Source organism: Parageobacillus caldoxylosilyticus NBRC 107762 (assembly GCF_000632715.1).
In the GTDB taxonomy this organism is placed as follows: Bacteria; Bacillota; Bacilli; order Bacillales; family Anoxybacillaceae; genus Saccharococcus; species Saccharococcus caldoxylosilyticus.
Map to the genome: position 1 here is coordinate 14,266 of NZ_BAWO01000022.1, position 18,231 is coordinate 32,496.

The 18,231-nt window shown below is 46.5% G+C and carries 17 protein-coding genes; 14 read left to right on the plus strand and 3 right to left on the minus strand.

Annotated features, from left to right (window positions below; genetic code table 11):
* Nucleotides 1-144: 144 nt before the first annotated feature.
* The 5 genes from hemE to GCA01S_RS07360 all read left to right on the plus strand — a co-directional run bounded on the left by hemE (nt 145) and on the right by GCA01S_RS07360 (nt 6,716).
* Nucleotides 145-1,182: a uroporphyrinogen decarboxylase gene (gene hemE, locus GCA01S_RS07340; RefSeq protein WP_026078598.1), complete on the plus strand. Its 1,038-nt coding sequence runs from the start codon at nt 145-147 to the stop codon at nt 1,180-1,182.
* 14 nt (nt 1,183-1,196) lie between these two features.
* Complete coding sequence (gene hemH, locus GCA01S_RS07345; protein WP_042408614.1) at nt 1,197-2,129, plus strand: ferrochelatase; 933 nt, start codon at nt 1,197-1,199, stop codon at nt 2,127-2,129.
* An 18-nt stretch (nt 2,130-2,147) separates the two neighbouring features.
* Nucleotides 2,148-3,572: a protoporphyrinogen oxidase gene (hemY, locus tag GCA01S_RS07350; protein ID WP_042408616.1), complete on the plus strand. Its 1,425-nt coding sequence runs from the start codon at nt 2,148-2,150 to the stop codon at nt 3,570-3,572.
* Between the two features lie 98 nt (nt 3,573-3,670).
* The gene (locus GCA01S_RS07355) at nt 3,671-4,243 is read left to right on the plus strand and encodes a TetR/AcrR family transcriptional regulator (RefSeq protein ID WP_042408619.1); all 573 of its coding nucleotides are present in this window, start codon (nt 3,671-3,673) and stop codon (nt 4,241-4,243) included.
* Nucleotides 4,244-4,313: 70 nt separating this feature from the next.
* Nucleotides 4,314-6,716: a YhgE/Pip domain-containing protein gene (locus tag GCA01S_RS07360; RefSeq protein WP_042408621.1), complete on the plus strand. Its 2,403-nt coding sequence runs from the start codon at nt 4,314-4,316 to the stop codon at nt 6,714-6,716.
* A 168-nt stretch (nt 6,717-6,884) separates the two neighbouring features.
* Here the strand turns inward: GCA01S_RS07360 and yhfH are convergent, their stop codons facing one another.
* Complete coding sequence (yhfH, locus tag GCA01S_RS19260; RefSeq protein WP_017436738.1) at nt 6,885-7,022, minus strand: protein YhfH; 138 nt, start codon at nt 7,020-7,022, stop codon at nt 6,885-6,887.
* Nucleotides 7,023-7,172: 150 nt separating this feature from the next.
* On the opposite strand from yhfH, the gene GCA01S_RS07370 reads away from it, so the two are divergent.
* The 5 genes from GCA01S_RS07370 to GCA01S_RS07390 all read left to right on the plus strand — a co-directional run bounded on the left by GCA01S_RS07370 (nt 7,173) and on the right by GCA01S_RS07390 (nt 12,573).
* Nucleotides 7,173-7,916: an MBL fold metallo-hydrolase gene (locus GCA01S_RS07370; RefSeq protein ID WP_042408626.1), complete on the plus strand. Its 744-nt coding sequence runs from the start codon at nt 7,173-7,175 to the stop codon at nt 7,914-7,916.
* Between the two features lie 160 nt (nt 7,917-8,076).
* A complete protein-coding gene (locus GCA01S_RS07375; protein ID WP_042408627.1) occupies nt 8,077-9,621 on the plus strand; it encodes a fatty acid--CoA ligase family protein in 1,545 nt (514 codons plus the stop codon).
* A gap of 134 nt (nt 9,622-9,755) precedes the next feature.
* Nucleotides 9,756-10,751 carry an ABC transporter substrate-binding protein gene (locus tag GCA01S_RS07380; RefSeq protein ID WP_042408629.1) on the plus strand — a complete coding sequence of 332 codons (996 nt, stop codon included), beginning with the start codon at nt 9,756-9,758 and terminating at the stop codon, nt 10,749-10,751.
* Nucleotides 10,752-10,808: 57 nt separating this feature from the next.
* Nucleotides 10,809-11,813 (plus strand): ABC transporter permease, encoded by a 1,005-nt coding sequence (locus GCA01S_RS07385; protein ID WP_017436481.1) that lies wholly within the window; start codon nt 10,809-10,811, stop codon nt 11,811-11,813.
* Complete coding sequence (locus GCA01S_RS07390) at nt 11,779-12,573, plus strand: ABC transporter ATP-binding protein (protein WP_017436482.1); 795 nt, start codon at nt 11,779-11,781, stop codon at nt 12,571-12,573. The genes GCA01S_RS07385 and GCA01S_RS07390 overlap by 35 nt, the downstream gene beginning before the upstream one ends.
* A 30-nt stretch (nt 12,574-12,603) precedes the next feature.
* On the opposite strand, the gene dat is transcribed toward GCA01S_RS07390, so the two are convergent.
* Nucleotides 12,604-13,470: a D-amino-acid transaminase gene (dat, locus tag GCA01S_RS07395; protein WP_042408634.1), complete on the minus strand. Its 867-nt coding sequence runs from the start codon at nt 13,468-13,470 to the stop codon at nt 12,604-12,606.
* Between the two features lie 160 nt (nt 13,471-13,630).
* Between dat and GCA01S_RS07400 the strand changes: the two genes are divergently transcribed.
* Both GCA01S_RS07400 and GCA01S_RS07405 read left to right on the plus strand, forming a co-directional pair.
* Nucleotides 13,631-14,350: an AzlC family ABC transporter permease gene (locus GCA01S_RS07400; protein WP_017436484.1), complete on the plus strand. Its 720-nt coding sequence runs from the start codon at nt 13,631-13,633 to the stop codon at nt 14,348-14,350.
* Nucleotides 14,343-14,648, plus strand: a complete 306-nt coding sequence (locus tag GCA01S_RS07405; RefSeq protein ID WP_017436485.1) for an AzlD domain-containing protein — start codon at nt 14,343-14,345, stop codon at nt 14,646-14,648. Before GCA01S_RS07400 ends, GCA01S_RS07405 begins: the two co-directional genes overlap by 8 nt.
* Before the next feature lie 149 nt (nt 14,649-14,797).
* On the opposite strand, the gene GCA01S_RS07410 is transcribed toward GCA01S_RS07405, so the two are convergent.
* Nucleotides 14,798-15,388, minus strand: a complete 591-nt coding sequence (locus GCA01S_RS07410) for an SCO family protein (protein ID WP_017436486.1) — start codon at nt 15,386-15,388, stop codon at nt 14,798-14,800.
* A 138-nt stretch (nt 15,389-15,526) separates the two neighbouring features.
* Here GCA01S_RS07410 and GCA01S_RS07415 point away from each other — a divergent pair, with 138 nt between their 5' ends.
* Nucleotides 15,527-16,795, plus strand: a complete 1,269-nt coding sequence (locus GCA01S_RS07415) for a M48 family metallopeptidase (protein ID WP_042408638.1) — start codon at nt 15,527-15,529, stop codon at nt 16,793-16,795.
* A 142-nt stretch (nt 16,796-16,937) separates the two neighbouring features.
* Nucleotides 16,938-18,224 (plus strand): isocitrate lyase, encoded by a 1,287-nt coding sequence (gene aceA / locus GCA01S_RS07420; protein WP_042408640.1) that lies wholly within the window; start codon nt 16,938-16,940, stop codon nt 18,222-18,224.
* The last annotated feature ends 7 nt before the right edge of the window (nt 18,225-18,231 follow it).

The window sequence follows — 18,231 nt, forward strand, 5'->3', positions numbered from 1 at the left end:
TTGACAGTTTCCCTTGTTAGCTATACATTAGGAAAAGAAACTTGTATAGTTGTAATTGTAGTTTTGCTGTTAATTAAGTTTTTTAACCAGTTTGTAATGAAAACGGTAAGGATCGATCGTGGAAATGAAGAAAGGCGGATGAAAATGGCAAAACCAATGAAAGATACATTTTTGCGCGCCTGCCGCGGCGAAAAAACGGAGTATGTTCCTGTTTGGTACATGAGGCAGGCGGGGCGCTCACAGCCGGAATACCGGGCGCTGAAGGAAAAATATTCATTGTTTGAAATTACGCATCAGCCGGAGCTTTGCGCTTATGTAACAAGGCTTCCGGTCGAACAATATGGTGTGGATGCGGCCATTTTATATAAAGATATTATGTCTCCGCTGCCGGCGATTGGCGTGGAGGTGGAAATTAAAGGAGGGATCGGGCCGGTCATTGCTAATCCGATTCGTTCGCTCGCCGATGTAGAAAAGCTTGGGGAAATCCATCCGGAAGAAGATGTGCCGTATGTATTGGAAACGATTAAACTGCTGACGACAGAGCAGTTAAGCGTGCCGCTGATCGGTTTTGCGGGCGCGCCGTTTACGCTAGCAAGCTACATGATCGAGGGAGGACCGTCGAAAAATTATTATAAAACAAAGGCGTTTATGTATGCGGAGCCAAAAGCTTGGTTCGCGCTCATGGACAAGCTGGCCGATATGACGATTCGCTATATAAAGGCGCAAATTCATGCTGGGGCGAGTGCGATTCAAATTTTTGACTCGTGGGTCGGAGCGGTTAATGTCGAGGATTACCGCACTTTTATTAAGCCAGCGATGGCGCGGATTTTTGCTGCGCTGCGTAAAGAAAACGTGCCGCTCATTATGTTTGGCGTGGGCGCCAGCCATTTAGCGCTCGAATGGAATGATCTGCCGCTCGATGTGATTGGGCTCGATTGGCGTCTGTCGATTCGTGAAGCGCGTCAAAAAGGGGTGACAAAAGCGCTGCAAGGCAATTTAGATCCGGCTGTGCTGCTTGCTCCTTGGGAAGTCATTGAAAAGCGGGTGAAGCAAATTCTAGACGAAGGCATGGAGCGGCCAGGATATATTTTTAATTTAGGCCATGGCATTTTCCCGGATATTCAGCCGGAAACGCTAAAGCGGCTAACGGAGTTTATTCACGACTATACAGCTGGGAAATAAAGAGGTGAGAAAGTATGGCAAGAAAACAAATGGGATTATTAGTAATGGCATACGGAACTCCGTACAAAGAAGAGGATATTGAGCGGTACTATACGCACATTCGCCATGGGAGAAGACCTTCCGATGAGCTGCTTGAAGATTTAAAGCAGCGCTATAAAGCGATTGGCGGCATTTCGCCGTTGGCCAAAATTACGCTCGAACAAGCAAAACAATTGGAACGTCGGCTCAATGAAATGCAAGACGATGTGGAGTTCCGCATGTACTTAGGATTAAAGCATATCGAACCGTTTGTAGAGGATGCAGTAAGAAAGATGTACGAAGACGGAATCAAGGAAGCGGTAAGCATCGTCCTTGCTCCGCATTTTTCCACCTTCAGCATTCAATCGTACAACGAGAGGGCAAAAGCGGAGGCGGAAAAGTTAGGAGGACCGGTCATTTATCCGATTGACAGCTGGTATGATGAGCCGAAATTTATTGACTATTGGGCGGAAAACGTAAAAAAAGTGTTTGCCTCGATGCCTGAAGAAGAACGGGAAAAAGCGGTGCTCATTGTATCGGCGCACAGCCTTCCGGAAAAAATTATCGCCGCCGGCGATCCGTATCCAAAACAGCTGGAAGAAACAGCGAGACAGATCGCCGAAAAAGCAGGTGTGAAGCACTATGCAGTCGGCTGGCAAAGCGCCGGCAATACACCGGAACCTTGGCTGGGGCCGGATGTGCAAGATTTGACGAGACAGCTGCATAAAGAAAAAGGGTACACCTCGTTTGTCTATGCTCCGGTCGGTTTTGTCGCCGATCATTTAGAAGTGCTGTATGATAATGATATCGAATGTAAGCAGGTGACAGAGGAAATCGGCGCGAAATACTATCGGCCGGAAATGCCAAATGCGAATCCGAAATTTATCGACGCGTTAGCGACTGTTGTATTAAAACGGATCAAATTTTGATAAAGAAGGCGATGGACAGTGAGTGACGAAAAACGTACGGTAGTGATTATCGGAGGGGGCATTACAGGCATTGCTGCTGCTTATTATTTGCAAAAAACGGTGAAAGAGCAGCAGCTTCCGATAGAATGCAAACTGATTGAGGCGACGCATCGCTTAGGCGGAAAAGTGCAAACGGTGATCCGTGATGGTTTTGTTATTGAGCGTGGCCCCGATTCCTTTTTGGCGCGAAAAACAAGCGTTTCCCGACTTGTACATGAGGTCGGTCTAGAAGACGAAATCGTCCATAATGCGACGGGAAAATCATACATTTTAGCAAACGGCAAATTATATCCGATACCGGGCGGTTCCGTCATGGGAATTCCAACCCGGATCGGTCCATTTATTACGACGAGACTGTTCTCGCCGCTAGGGAAACTGCGTGCCGCCTTCGATTTTATTTTGCCGCCAACGAAAGCGGAAGGAGATTTATCGTTAGGCCAATTTTTCCGCCGTCGTCTTGGCGATGAAGTCGTGGATAATTTAATCGAGCCGTTGCTGTCCGGCATTTATGCCGGTGATATTGACCAAATGAGCTTAATGTCGACATTTCCGCAGTTCTTTCAAGTAGAGCAGCAGCATGGCAGCCTGGTGCTCGGTGCGAAACGAACTACCCCAAAAGCGCAAAAAGAGCGGAAAGGTGCGTTTCAAACGTTAAAAACCGGATTGCAATCATTGGTGGACGAAGTAGAGAAACGGTTGGAACCAGGCAGTGTGGCAAAAGGAGTGCGGGTAGAACAGGTGAAGCGGGACGGAGCGGAATACCGGCTGCGTTTAAGCACTGGCGAGGAATGGAAAGCGGACAGCGTCATCGTTGCAATACCGCATTCATTTGTGCCAGAAATATTTGCTGATTACTCCTTTTTTGCGCCATTCCGGTCGGTGCCATCCACATCGGTGGCGACCGTCGCGCTCGCCTTTTCGGAAAACGTCATTAAACAAGATATTGATGGAACAGGCTTTGTCGTTTCCCGCCGCAACGATTATACGATTACCGCCTGCACGTGGACGCATAAAAAATGGCCGCATACCGCACCGCCAGGGAAAGCGTTGCTGCGCTGTTATGTCGGCCGTCCGGGCGATGAGGAAATCGTCGAGCAATCCGATGATGAAATTATACGCGTTGTGATGGATGATTTAAATAAAGTTATGCGCATTAGCGGGCATCCGGAGTTTTTTGTCATTTCCCGCTGGAAACATGCGATGCCGCAGTATACGGTCGGCCATAAAGAACGGCTGGCGAAAATAAAAGAACAGATGGCTGCAGAACTTCCTGGCGTGTTTTTAGCGGGAAGCTCCTACGAAGGATTAGGGTTGCCGGACTGCATCAATCAAGGAGAAAAAGCCGTTCAAGACGTGCTGGATTATTTGCGCATCGATAAGAAAAAATTTGCCGAGGTTAACTAAAAATAGCGTTAACCTCTTTCTTTTTTACGGCTCATATGCTAGAATTAATACGAAATGACCAAATCGTCCATTTAGTCAATTTCCGAAGGATGAGGAAGATGACAATCGATCGAAAACGGCAAATTATCGAAGCGGCGGCACAATCGTTTTCCCAGTTTGGCTACAAGGCGACAACGATGGAACAGATCGCCAAGCTCGCCAATGTTGGGAAAGGAACGATTTACACGTTTTTTAAAAACAAGGAAGATTTGTTGGATGAAATTATTTCTTCGTTGATTGTTGAAATAAAAGAATCGGCGAAGCAGGCGATGGATCCTCATCTTCCTTTTTCGGAAAACGTCCACCGCGCTTTATACCGCATTTTGGAGTTTCGCCAGCAGCACCAATTAACAGCCAAGCTGCTGCAAGAAGTGCGGAGCATTGGGACGTCCGCAGTCCAAGAAGTGTTGAAAAAACTAGACCGGGCGATTATTGACTTTATTCGTGAAAAAATCGATATAGCGATCCGCAAGGGCGAAATCCGTCCATGCGATTCGGAAATTACCGCGTTTTTAATGTTAAAAGCGTATATCGCCCTGATTGTCGACTGGGAAAAAGATCATGAGCCGCTGTCAAAGGAAAAAATCGCGGAATTATTTGAACTTTATTTTCTGAAAGGATTGTCCAATTAGATAATCCTTCTCTTTTTTATCAAAAATGACCGAATGGACAAAATGGTCATTTGTACAAAGGAGGAGAACAATGAGGGGCATTTCGTTATTATGGCAAGAAGTACAGGCTATCGTCCGCAATCGAAAAATGCTCATTCCTATCATCGCCATTTTGTTCATCCCGCTCTTATACAGCGGCATGTTTCTATGGGCATTTTGGGATCCATACGGTCATTTGGACCGATTGCCAGTGGCCGTTGTCAACAATGACAAGGGTGCAGAATTCAATGGTAAAACACTAAAACTTGGAGACGAGTTAGTGAACAATTTAAAAACAAATAAAAAATTCGGCTGGCGGTTTGTGTCCGAGAAAGAAGCAAAAAAAGGCTTGAACGACCAAAAATATTACATGGCAGTCATCATACCGGAAAACTTCTCCGAAAATGCAACGACATTGCAAGACAAACAGCCGAAACCGATGAAGCTTATTTATATGCCAAACGAAGGATTTAACTTTTTAGCAGCGCAAATTGGCGATTCAGCGATAGAAAAAATTAAAGAAGAAGTCGCTAAAAACGTTACGAAAACATATGCAGAAACAATGTTGGACAGCATGAAAGCAATGGCGAAAGGGATCGAGCAAGCGAGCGGTGGCGCCAATCAGCTGCATGATGGCGTGAAGCAGGCAAAAGACGGGGGAGCAGCGCTGCAAATCGGTCTTCACTCTGCCAAAGACGGGAGCAGTAAATTAAAGGAAGGTGTGCATACAGCGAAAAACGGCGCTGCAGAACTATATAAAAACTTAAAACTGCTTGCAGAAAATTCGCTGACGTTTGAAAACGGGCTGCAATCGGCGAGCGCCGGCGCCGATCGGCTTAACGCCGGGCTTCAGCAATTGCAAGGCGGATTTGCGAAAATGCAAGACGGCCATTCGCGATTGCTGGCGGGAGCGAAACAAGTCGAAACGGGAGCGCAACAGTTATCCAGCGGTTTACATCAATCGCTGAATGGAATGAAACAAATGAAAGAAAAAATGCCGCAATTAACGGATGGGTCACAGAAATTACATGAAGGAGCCGCCCAGCTTGCATCGTCCATGGAACAATGGAAGCAAGGAGCGGATCAAACAAAAGCAGGAGCAGCGCAAGTAAGCCAAGGGCTAGAAGAAGCAGTGGCACAACTAGATGGGTTGATCTCCAAAACGACAGACCCGAAAGAAAAAGCGTTATTGCAAACGGTGAAACAGAATTTGCTGCCGCTTGTGGAAGGTAGCAAGCAAGTTGCCGGTGGAATAAATGAACTTACCAATAGCGCCATTGCATTAAAAACTGGCGCGGACCGGCTTGCCGATGGGGCCGCTGGGCTTCATCAGGGACAGCTGGCGTTGAATGCGGGAGTAGGAAAACTTTTGGCCGGCCAGCAGCAATTGGCAAGCGGCGTCGATGCGCTTGTGGCCGGACAGGCAAAAGTAGTGCAAGGATTGACGACGTTTGGTGAAAAATTAGCGGAAGGAAAAACAGGGGTAGATCAGCTTGCCGCTGGAAGCAGCGAATTGTCGTCCGGCCTGCATCAGCTTGCGCAGGGGTCCGGGAAATTGACAGATGGCACGAATCAGCTTGCCGCTGGCTCGGGACAGCTGGCAAGCGGCATGACTGAACTCGACAACGGCGCTTCAGCCTTGTCGGCAGGAATCGATAAACTGTCCAACGGTTCCGACCAACTGGTGAACGGCATGAACAAGTTGGACCATGGTTCGAAGGAATTGGCTGACAAGTTAAAAGACGGTGCGAAAAAAGCGAACAGTGTAAAAGCTAATGATGATGTATATAACATGTTTGCCGATCCGGTGAAAAAAGAAAAGGAAAAAATCCATCATGTGCCAAACTATGGAACAGGCATTACGCCATATTTCCTATCTTTAGGATTGTATGTCGGCGCGCTTTTTTTATCGATCGTATTTCCGTTGCGAGAACCGGCCACTGTGCCAAAATCGGGAATCAGCTGGTTTTTCAGCAAGTTCGGCATTTTAGTCGTCATCGGCATCCTTCAGTCGCTGTTAGCGGATGCGGTATTGCTTGGTGCGCTCGGTATCCATGTACAAAGCGTTGCCAAATTTATTCTATTTACGATCATCACAAGCATTACGTTTATTTCTATAGTCCAACTCCTTGTGACATTGCTTGGTGATCCGGGACGATTGATTGCGGTTGTGATCCTGATTTTGCAACTGACAACAAGCGCAGGCACGTTCCCGCTTGAACTCATTCCGAAAACGCTGCAGCATTTTAACGATTGGCTGCCGATGACGTACTCCATACTCGGATTTAAAGCGGTCATCTCTACTGGCGATTTCGCCTTTATGTGGCGCAATGCAGCGATTTTGGCTTTATTTATCGCCATTTCTGTCATCGGAACGATGGTATACTTTACCGTTCAGCATCAACGCCAGTTTTATGCCTTGTCACAGAACAGAACGGAAGCTCCTGAAGCTTAATGCTTTAGGAGCCTTTTTTGCAAAAAAAAATAAAGATGCCTCTTTGGTTAGAAGCATCTTTTCAAGCAGCTGGCAGAAAGAATAATCTTCCTGCAGTTGGGGATCGATATGTTGGAAGTACAGTTTATTGGCATCCGTGACGAAAGGGTTGATGACAGCTTTCATTATTTATTGATGGCAAGTGACATTAAGACAATCAGGGCATGTGTTTCCATAGCACTCATGTTGCTCTTCAATTTCTTTACCGCATTGCACACATTTTTTTGGTGGTAGATTTTTGAAAAATTCTAACACTTTCACCAACATTTTGATCGCCTCCGTTGTTTTGTTACTTGTATTGTATTATAACAGAAAACACTTTGTCAATAACTGTTTTAAAACAAATTTCAACAAAGATGCAAAACGAATGAAATTGGTGTATGATGGGAAAAGAGGAATACATAAAGGAGGAGAGGTATGAAAGTTACCGTCATCGGCTATTGGGGAGGATTTCCGGCAGCCAATGAAGCAACATCCGGTTATTTGTTTGAACACGACGATTTTCGGTTGCTCGTTGACTGTGGAAGCGGCGTCTTGTCCAAACTGCAAAATTACGTGCCGGTAGAAAAACTGGATGCCGTCGTCGTCTCTCACTATCATCATGATCATGTTGCCGATATCGGCCCGTTGCAATATGGGCGCCTCATTAAGAAAAATCTCGGCATGGATTTGCCTGTGCTGCCGATTTACGGCCATCCATATGATCAAGGAGAATTTGCCCGTTTAACACACGAAGGGATAACGAAAGGAATCGCTTATCATCCGGAAGAGCCGCTTCAAGTGGGACCGTTTCATATCACGTTTATGAAAACCGTGCACCCGGTGACTTGTTATGCGATGCGGATTACAGCAGGAGAAGAAACGGTCGTGTATACAGCGGACTCCAGCTATTTGCCGGAATTTGCGCCGTTTGCAAAAAATGCTGATTTGCTTATTTGCGAATGCAACTTTTACGCCGGACAAAACGCCGCACCCGCTGGCCATATGACAAGCGAGGAGGCGGCCTCCATTGCCTGCGATGCCGGTGTAGCGGAACTGTGGCTCACTCATTTGCCGCATTTTGGCGATCATGCGCAGCTTGTCGAAGAAGCCAGACAGCAATTTTCTGGAAAAATACAGCTGGCGAAAACAGGTCTTGTGTGGGAACACGAATTGAGTTGACAATTCTATTCTCGGTTTAACGATGCCATTTGGAGCTTTTGCAGGAGAGCAAGCTTTTTCTTGCTCTCCCTTTTTATTTTTTTTATAATTAGTCTAGTTAGAATTTTTTTAATTATAAAATGAATGATAATTCATTCATTATTTTGGGGGAGGGCGATTTATGAATTTATCGTCACGATTGGCAGAAGTAGCACAGAAGCTGTCTGACAAACCAGCGTATGTATTTGAAGGGGAACGCAGTACATACGGGGAACTGAATGCCGCCATTTCTAAATTCGCCAGCGGATTATATAACATGGGGATCCGCCAAGGCGACCATATTGCGCTGCTGCTTGGAAATTCGCCGCAGTTCGTCATCAGTTTTTACGGAGCGTTGCGGTTGGGGGCGACGGTCATTCCGATCAATCCGATTTATACGCCGGATGAAATCGGATATATTTTACTGAATGGGGATGTTAAAGCGGTCATCGCGCTCGACTTGCTCGTTCCGCTGTTCGCCCAAGCGCAAGAACGCCTGCCGCTTCTCAAACATGTGATCATTTGCAGGACGCCACAAGGAAAGGAAAAAGGGATTTCGTTGCCGGAACAAATGAAATCGTTTACAGACATCCTGCAATCCGGCGATGTGCATTTTCAAGGTCCGGAGCTGCAAGATGACGATGTCGCCGTGATTTTGTACACGTCGGGAACGACCGGAAAGCCAAAAGGAGCGATGCTGACGCATAAAAATTTATATAGCAATGCCCAGGATATTGCCAATTACTTAAAAATTAATGAAAACGACCGCGTGATTGCGACTTTGCCGATGTTCCATGTATTTTGTTTGACGGTGGCCTTGAATGCGCCGCTGATGAACGGCGGAACCGTCCTCATCGTTCCAAAATTTAGTCCGGCGAAAATTTTTCAAATTGCCCGCGAACAACAAGCGACCATTTTTGTCGGCGTGCCGACAATGTATAATTTTCTATATCAATATCAGGGAGGAAGCGCGGAAGATTTCCGCACATTGCGCCTCTGCATTTCCGGCGGCTCATCGATGCCGGTCGCGCTGTTAAAAAATTTCGAGCAAAAATTCAAAGTCATTGTCTCGGAAGGCTACGGCCTATCGGAAGCATCGCCGGTTGCATGCTTTAACCCGCTCGATCGTCCGCGCAAACCAGGTTCGATTGGGACAAGTATTATGAACGTGGAAAGCAAAGTGGTCAACGAATTTGGCGAGGAAGTGCCGGTAGGGGAAGTCGGCGAACTGGTTGTCCGTGGTCCAAACGTGATGAAAGGCTACTATAAAATGCCGGAAGAAACTGCCAATGCGCTCCGCGACGGCTGGCTCCACACCGGGGATTTAGCGAGAATGGATGAGGAAGGATATTTTTATATTGTTGATCGCAAAAAAGAAATGATTATTGTCGGTGGCTATAACGTTTATCCGCGGGAAGTAGAAGAAGTGCTGTACAGCCATCCGGATGTGGTCGAAGCAGCGGTCGTTGGCGTGCCGGATCCCGATTACGGCGAAGCGGTAAAAGGGTTTGTCGTTTCGAAAAACCCGCAATTAACGGAAACGGCATTGATCGGGTATTGCCATCAGCATCTTGCCAAATATAAAGTTCCTAGTTCAATCGAGTTTTTAGACGAGCTTCCGAAAAATGCGACTGGAAAAATTTTGCGACGCGTTCTAAAAGAACGGTTAATTTCATCCCATTCGTGAAATTACCGAGTTTTCAGTACTTTCTTTTTTTTTAAATAATATTATTGAAAATAGAATCATAAATTTATATAATTTAATGCATAAAAGCCAAAAAGTATAAAAGCTAAAAAGCAATAAAGCGACAAGGGGATGGGATGATGAAAAAAAGGATTCAGCGTTTGGCGATGTTATGCTCGGCAAGCTTTTTGCTTCTGAGTGGCTGCGGAGCAAAAGAAACGAGTGAAAACAAAGGGAGAGCAGAAAAGAAAACGTACCATATCGGCGTGACGCAAATCGTTGAGCATCCTTCGCTGGATGCGGCTTTCAAAGGTTTTAAACAAGCGCTGAAAGACAAAGGGTTGTCCGTTTCCTATGATGTGCAAATCGCGCAGGGAGACATGAATAACAATCAGACGATTGCGAATAACTTCGTATCGGATGGCGTGGATTTAATTTTTGCCAATTCAACGCCAAGTGCCCAAGCCGCACTCAATGCAACGAAAGATATTCCGATCGTGTTCACTTCGGTTACCGATCCAATCGGAGCACAGCTCGTGCAATCGATGGAAAAGCCGGGCGGCAATGTAACGGGGACGACCGATACGCATCCGGATGCGATTCCAAAAACGGTGCAATTCATCGATAAGTATATAAACGGCAATCGCATTGGCATGGTTTATAACGCTGGGGAGCAAAACTCCGTCGCTCAAGTTGATGTCGTCAAAAAAGCGATCAAAGGCACGGATTTGCAAATTGTTCCCGTTTCTGTATCGACGTCTGCGGAAGTAAAACAGGCAGCCGAATCGCTTGTCGGAAAAGTAGACTGTATTTATATCATTACCGATAATACGGTTGTCTCTGCGCTCGAGTCGATCATTCAAGTGGCGAGCGATCACGATATTCCATTGTTTGTTGGCGAATTGGATTCGGTGAAGCGCGGCGGCTTTGCCGCTTACGGGTTTGATTATTACGACATTGGCTATCAAGCTGGGGAAATGGCCGTAAAGATTTTAAAAGACGGCAAAAAACCGGCTGATTTGCCAGTACAATATCCAAAAAAATTAAAGCTGTTGATTAACAAAAAGGCGGCGAAAGACATGGGCATCGAACTGAACCCGGAATGGGATTCGATTGCCGAATATACGGAATAAACACATATCCCTCCTTGGCATCAAGGAGGGATATGTTTCAAAAAGGTGGGGATATGCATGTTAACAGCGATTTTTAGTGCTATGGAAGCAGGATTCATCTATGCGATTATGGCGCTTGGCGTCTATTTATCATTTCGAATTTTAGATTTTCCTGATTTAACGGTGGATGGCAGCTTTGTCACAGGAGCGGCTGTCGCTGCTGTACTCATTATTAACGGAACGAATCCATTTTTTGCTTCCGCCGCCGCATTGGGCGCGGGATTTATCGCCGGGGCGGTTACCGGGTTGTTGCATACAAAGGGAAAAATTAATCCATTATTATCGGGCATATTAATGATGATTGCTCTTTATTCTATTAATCTGCGCATTATGGGACGCTCGAACGTACCGCTTTTACAGCAGGAAACGGTCATGACGATCATCACGGAGGCGTGGAAAAAAACAGGGATAGACAATGTGTTGAACAGCGTCATTGCTTTTTCGGGATTTCAGCCGCGAACATGGGCGATATTCATCACGATGGCGCTGCTTGCTGTCGTCGTCAAGCTGCTGCTTGACCTGTTATTGAAAACGGAAATCGGGCTGGCGCTGCGCGCGACCGGAGACAATCAGCCGATGGTATCGAGCTTTTCAGCCAATACCGATTGGCTCATCATTTTTGGTCTCGGGTTATCGAACGCGCTCGTCGCCTTTTCCGGGGCGCTTGTCGCCCAATATGGCGGATTTAGCGACGTCGGCATGGGAATCGGGATGATCGTCATCGGACTAGCCTCGGTCATTATTGGGGAAGCGCTGTTTGGCACGCGCTCGATTGTGCGCGCTACATTGGCGGTCATCGGCGGCGCGATCGTCTACCGCATCATTTTGGCGCTTGCACTGCGGGTGCAGTTTTTGGAAACGGGAGATGTGAAGCTCATCACTGCTGTTATTGTCATGATTGCTTTGATCGTTCCAAACATTGCTGCTATGCACAAAGAAAAACGGCGGAAAAAGCGGAAAATGGAAGAACAAGCGAGGGGGGAGCACGTTGCTGGAGCTCAAACAGATTACGAAAGTATTTAATGAGGGAACTGTAGATGAGAAAGTAGCGCTGCAAACGATTAATTTAACGCTTGCCCCCGGAGATTTCGTTACGATTATCGGCAGCAACGGCGCCGGAAAATCAACGATGATGAACATTATTTCCGGACGACTGTTTCCTGATACGGGTGTGGTGCGGATCAATGGCAAAGATGTCACAGCCATGAAGGAGCATGAACGCGCCCGCTATATCGGCCGCGTATTTCAAGACCCGCTTGCCGGCACAGCGCCGCATATGACCATCGAGGAAAACTTGGCGCTTGCTTACAATCGCACGAAGCGGCGCACGTTAAAATTCGGCGTCACAAAACAAAAGCGTGACTTTTTCCGCGAGACATTAAAGACACTCCACTTGGGGCTGGAAAATCGGTTGAATGCCAAAGTCGGGATGCTGTCCGGCGGGGAGCGGCAGGCGCTGTCGCTGTTAATGGCGACGTTTACGAAGCCGGATTTGCTGCTTTTGGATGAGCATACTGCCGCGCTGGACCCGGCGCGCGCCGCGCTCGTTACCGAGCTGACGAAAGAAATTGTTGAAAAATATCAGCTGACGACGCTGATGGTAACGCATAATATGGAGCAGGCACTCCGCCTCGGCAATCGTCTCATTATGATGGACCGCGGACAAATTATTTTCGAAGCAAGCGGCAAGGAAAAACAAGCATTGACGGTTGAGCGGCTGCTGCAGGAGTTTCAGCGCATCCGCGGCAGCCAATTCGCCAGCGACCGCGCCGTGCTAGGATAATAGATAAAGCGGGGAATTGCCCCCGCTTTATTATTTTCCGCTTTTAACGGCAAGCCCCGCCGCTTTTTCATAGGCGGCCTGCAGCTTTCTCGTCAGCTCTCCCGGCTTGCCATCACCAATTATTTGATCTTCCACTTGAATAATCGGAATAATAGATGACGTGGTGCTAGTGAGAAACATTTCTTCTGCTTCAGCGATATCGTTAATAGAAAACGCTTCTTCTACAAACGGAATGCCAAGCGCGCTGCAAAATTGCTTTACTTTCATGCGGACAATGCCGTTTAAAATGCGCTCTGTCGCCGGATGGGTGTATATGTTTCCATCTTTGACTAGAAAAATGTTCGAAGAGCTGCCTTCGGTAATGATGCCGTCGCGGTGAAAGATGGCTTCAAACGCTCTTCGCTCCACGGCTTCCTGTTTGGCAAGCACGTTTGGCAGCAAGTTTAAACTTTTGATGTAGCAATATTCCCAGCGGACATCTTTTGTCAAAATCGCCCGCACGCCTTGCTCGATTTCATTGATTTTTCTTGGCATTTCCCGAATATAGGCGTACAAATTCGAACGATTCTCGGTCGGAAACGCGTGGTTGCGCGGGAAGCTCCCCCTTGTCACCTGAAGATAGAGAATCGCATCTTCTTTGACGTCGTTCATTTCCCGCAGCTGTTCGAGTTTTTCCATCAGCACATCTTTGTCAAAAGGAACAGAAAGGCGAATCGACGCGGCGGAACGATATAGGCGGTCGATATGCTCCTCGAGCAAAAAGTACATTCCTTGATAGATGCGTGTGACTTCGTAAATACCATCACCAAACTGCAATCCCCGCTCTTCCATTGGATAGGTTACTTCGTGGTAGGGGAGAAATTGTTTTTCGGTTAGTACATATGGTTTTAAGGTCATCGGTTTCAGCTCCTTTTTTCATCGGTATAAAATTTTATTTATTTTCAGTATATCACGAATAAAAATATTCCGGTCGAAGCACGATGAATTGGTCATTGCGAAAAATAAACAATTTTTAGATAATATTACATAAAGTTAGACAGAAACGGGGGGATTCATCGTGGAAACAACATTAGCAGCGGGCAAATCATCGCAGTTTCGCCAAGGAGTGCAAGCAGGAGTAACCATTGCTATTGGCTATATGCCGATTGCGCTTACGTTTGGCTTGCTTGCGAAAACAACGGGGCTGACGCTTGCAGAAACGATTATGATGAGCGCGATCGTGTACGCAGGTGCTTCACAATATATCGCGTTAAATTTGCTTACCATCGGTACGGGAGCGTTTGAAATTGTACTGACGACGTTTATTTTAAACATTCGTCATTTTCTTATGTCCGCTTCGCTAAACGAAAAAGCGGAACCGGACGTGCTTTGGAAAAAAGCGCTCTATGCGTTCGGAATTACGGATGAAACGTTCTCCGTAGCGGCAATGAAAGAAGGAACGGTCAACTCCCCATACATGTTCGGCCTCGGTTTGACGGCGTACGGAAGCTGGGTTATTAATTCGGCGATCGGATATGTTGTTGGGGCAAGCTTGCCGCAAAGCTTGCAAGAAAGCATGTCGGTGGCGTTATATGCAATGTTTATTGGCTTGCTTGTTCCGGCGTTGAAAAAGCAACGGAAAACGATTTTGCTTGCGGGGATGGCGGCGGTGATTAATTCCATATGCACGCTTTTTTTACATGTTTCCAAAGGGTGGTCGGTTGTCATTGCGACATTAGTGGCGGCAATGATCGGGCAATGCTTCGTGAAAGAAAGTGAGGAAGCACAAAATGAATAGCACGATCGTTTGGATGATTATTGGGATGGGGCTTGTGACATACATTCCGCGCATGCTTCCGCTTGTCGTGTTTCAACACGTCAAGCTGCCGCCGTTTTGGCAAGGCGTATTGAAAAATGTTCCGTATGCGGCGTTAGGAGCTCTCATTGTACCCGGCATTTTTTTCATTCAGGACGATATTTGGTTTGGTGTTCTCGGATTTGTGAGTGCACTAGTCGCCGCTTGGCTCGGGGCAAACGTCATTATCGTTGTTCTCATATCTGTCGCCGTATTAAGCGTGTATGCACTGATTTGGTAATAATGGGGCAGAATCATACATTTCAGAATAAAAAAACGGCAGGCACCTGTTCGAATCCGGAATAGGCCAGCCTGCCTTTTTTCTGTTTATAGATGAAAAAAACAAAAGATTTAAGGAAGGAGACAGCGGGCACCGTTCTGTTTTTGCCGTTATTGAAGCTCGTCCATAATCGCCTCATACACTTCCTCTACGTGAAACCGCTTTTTGCCCATGCCAAACTGTTCGATGACGCGTCCATTTTCGTCTAGCAAATAAGTGAGTGTCGTATGAATCAGCATACCGTTGCCGGGATCGCGATATTGAAAGTCGAAAGCATCGGCCACTTTTTTCGTATCGGCTTCGCTTCCGCGCAAAAACATCCAGCCTTGCTGGGCGTTGTCCACGCCGAAGGCTTTTGCGTACGTCCGCAGTTTTTCAGGAGTATCGCGCTTCGGGTCGATGGTAATTGTGATAAACTCGACCTTTTTGCCAAAAACATGCGCTTGTTCCAGTTTTGAACGCAATTTCGTCATTTGAAAGGTTGTATTTGGGCAAATATCCGGACAGTTGGTATACATAAATTCCAGCAAGCGGATCTTTGGCTTCATCTCGTTGAAATGATACTCATTTCCCCAAGCTGTTTCCATCACTACATCATCAGGCAGCCTCATCTTTGCCTGTTTGTATACAGTGAAATAAAAGATGCCGGCACCGACGCAAATAATAAACAAGCTGATCAACGATAAATACAATTTTTTCACGATGATCACTCTCCTATGCTTATCATACAAGATAATGATAACAGATACGAAAGATATTTATGACACTTCTTTGACGTTCTTAATGAAAGAAGAAGTGATTACAATAGAAATACTAATGTTGTTAAGGGAGGGCATAGCATGAAAAAATTACTCTATTGGACGCTCGCCATTTATGTGCTGTACGGGATCGGCATGGCATGGTATTTGCTCGGTGTCGCCGATATATCAATCCCGCCGCAGTGGAAAGGGACAAGCGCGGATCCCGCCACATTTCTAACGCCGAAAGAGCTAGAGTTAAGCGGGGAATATTCGCGGTGGAAAGATTTGTTGTTTTTTCTTTCTATTCCGTACGAATGGCTAATTTATTTTGGCCTATTGGCGTTTGGCGTCGCTCAGGCGCTGCGAACATGGGTAAAGCGGGCGGCGAAATGGGTTCCTATACAATCGGCGCTTTATGCGTTTTGGCTGTCTTTGATCACCACAGCGCTTTTGCTTCCCATTCAATTTGCCGTCTATCACCTTTCCCGCACCTATGGCGTCAGCACTCAATCGCTGGCCAGCTGGTTTCGCGACAGGATGACCGATTTTTTCATCCATACCGTACTGCTTGTCTTGACTGCGACGGTATTGTATTGGCTGATCCGCCGTTTTGAGCGGCGCTGGTGGCTGTATGCGTGGATGCTGTGTGTGCCGTTTATGATTTTTTTTATGTTCATTCAGCCAGTTATCATTGATCCGTTATATAACGAGTTTTATCCACTGAAAGATAAAAAGCTGGAAACAAAAATTTTAGCGCTGGCAAGCAAAGCAAATATTCCTGCCGAGCATGTATTTGAGGTAAATATGTCAGAGAAAACAAATGCATTAAACGCCTATGTCACCGGAATTGGTTCCCACGCGCGCATCGTGCTGTGGGACACGACATTGCAGCGGCTAAATGAAGATGAAGTGCTGTTTGTTATGGCCCATGAAATGGGGCATTACGTGATGAAACATATTTACTGGGGGCTTGCCGGTTATATTGTTTTAGCGTTTTTTGGACTGTGGCTCGTCGGCAAGCTGATAGGATGGAGTCTCGCCCGATGGGGAAGGTGTATCGGAATTCGCCGGTTGAGTGATATCGCTTCTTTTCCGTTGCTGTTGCTTCTAGTTTCATTGCTTAACTTTGCCGCCAGTCCGCTTGTGAATACGGTGTCGCGCTATGAAGAGCACGCGGCGGATCGATATGCGATCGAGCTGACGGGGAATAAAGAGGCGGCGATTTCTTCGTTTCAAAAGCTGACAAAAGCAGGGTTAAGCGAAGTCAATCCACCGCTTGTTGTAAAAATATTCCGTTATACGCACCCAACGATGTTAGAACGGATCGTCTTTTTAAAAGAGTATGCGCCCCCTTTGCAGGAAGAATGATGACAAAGCAGAAAGGAATTCCTTTCTGCGTATTTTTTTCAAAAATTTTAAAAAAACTGTTTTCTTTTTTGTTTTTCTGTTATATAATAACTACGTACAAATCAATAATGTATTATAACAATATAGAGATGGGGGAAGGAAAATGGCGAGTTTTACAGAACGTGTCAAACAATTAGAAGAAAGCTGGAAAAATGAAGAGCGCTGGAAAGGAATTGTCCGCCCGTACAGCGCCGAAGATGTCATTAAATTGCGCGGTTCGATTGACATCGAATATACATTGGCCCGGCGCGGAGCAGAAAAACTATGGAAATTGTTGAATAGCGAAGATTATATTAACGCGTTAGGAGCGTTAACTGGAAACCAAGCTGTTCAGCAAGTTAAAGCAGGGCTAAAAGCGATTTACTTGAGCGGCTGGCAGGTGGCGGCAGATGCAAACCTTGCCGGACAAATGTATCCGGACCAAAGCTTATATCCGGCAAATAGCGTACCACATGTGGTGAAGCGGATTAATCAAGCGCTGCAGCGCGCAGATCAAATTCAATATTTGGAAGGAAGCGGCGATATCGATTATTTCGTGCCGATTGTCGCCGACGCTGAGGCTGGATTCGGCGGCCAGCTGAACGTGTTTGAATTAATGAAGGCGATGATTGAGGCGGGAGCAGCCGGCGTCCACTTTGAAGATCAGCTTTCTTCGGAGAAAAAATGCGGTCACTTAGGCGGAAAAGTGCTACTTCCAACGCAAACAGCGGTACGTAATTTAATTGCGGCGCGTCTTGCAGCCGATGTCATGGGTGTACCGACCGTGTTAATCGCTCGTACGGATGCAAATGCGGCGAATTTAATTACGAGTGATATTGACCCGTACGACCAAGAATTTATTACTGGCGAGCGGACGACAGAAGGCTTTTACCGCACAAGAGCAGGGCTTGACCAAGCGATCGCCCGAGGCTTAGCGTATGCGCCGTATGCAGATTTAATCTGGTGCGAAACAAGCGAGCCAAACTTGGAAGAAGCGCGCCGCTTTGCAGAAGCGATTCATGAAAAATTCCCAGGCAAATTGCTTGCTTACAACTGCTCTCCATCATTTAACTGGAAGAAAAAATTGGACGATGAAACGATTGCCAACTTCCAAAAAGAACTCGCAAAAATGGGTTACAAATTCCAATTCGTTACACTCGCTGGTTTCCATACGCTAAACTACAGCATGTTCGAATTGGCGCGCGGATACAAAGAGCGCGGCATGGCAGCATATGCAGAATTGCAACAGGCGGAATTTGCTGCAGAAAAATATGGTTACACAGCTACAAAACATCAGCGCGAAGTCGGTACCGGCTACTTCGACGAAGTGGCGCAAGTGATTTCTGGCGGTCAATCATCGACGATTGCGCTAAAAGGTTCGACGGAAGAAGAGCAATTTACGACGGCATAAGGGGAAA

Bases quoted from the DNA above. Each gene is read 5' to 3' on its own strand.
- GCA01S_RS07415 (WP_042408638.1), top strand. From the start codon at position 15,527: ATGAAAAAATTACTCTATTGGACGCTCGCCATTTATGTGCTGTACGGG.
- GCA01S_RS07355 (WP_042408619.1), top strand. From the start codon at position 3,671: ATGACAATCGATCGAAAACGGCAAATTATCGAAGCGGCGGCACAATCG.
- GCA01S_RS07370 (WP_042408626.1), top strand. From the start codon at position 7,173: ATGAAAGTTACCGTCATCGGCTATTGGGGAGGATTTCCGGCAGCCAAT.
- hemE (WP_026078598.1), top strand. From the start codon at position 145: ATGGCAAAACCAATGAAAGATACATTTTTGCGCGCCTGCCGCGGCGAA.
- GCA01S_RS07385 (WP_017436481.1), top strand. From the start codon at position 10,809: ATGTTAACAGCGATTTTTAGTGCTATGGAAGCAGGATTCATCTATGCG.
- aceA (WP_042408640.1), top strand. From the start codon at position 16,938: ATGGCGAGTTTTACAGAACGTGTCAAACAATTAGAAGAAAGCTGGAAA.
- GCA01S_RS07380 (WP_042408629.1), top strand. From the start codon at position 9,756: ATGATGAAAAAAAGGATTCAGCGTTTGGCGATGTTATGCTCGGCAAGC.
- GCA01S_RS07375 (WP_042408627.1), top strand. From the start codon at position 8,077: ATGAATTTATCGTCACGATTGGCAGAAGTAGCACAGAAGCTGTCTGAC.
- GCA01S_RS07360 (WP_042408621.1), top strand. From the start codon at position 4,314: ATGAGGGGCATTTCGTTATTATGGCAAGAAGTACAGGCTATCGTCCGC.
- yhfH (WP_017436738.1), bottom strand. From the start codon at position 7,022: ATGTTGGTGAAAGTGTTAGAATTTTTCAAAAATCTACCACCAAAAAAA.
- dat (WP_042408634.1), bottom strand. From the start codon at position 13,470: ATGACCTTAAAACCATATGTACTAACCGAAAAACAATTTCTCCCCTAC.
- GCA01S_RS07405 (WP_017436485.1), top strand. From the start codon at position 14,343: ATGAATAGCACGATCGTTTGGATGATTATTGGGATGGGGCTTGTGACA.
- hemH (WP_042408614.1), top strand. From the start codon at position 1,197: ATGGCAAGAAAACAAATGGGATTATTAGTAATGGCATACGGAACTCCG.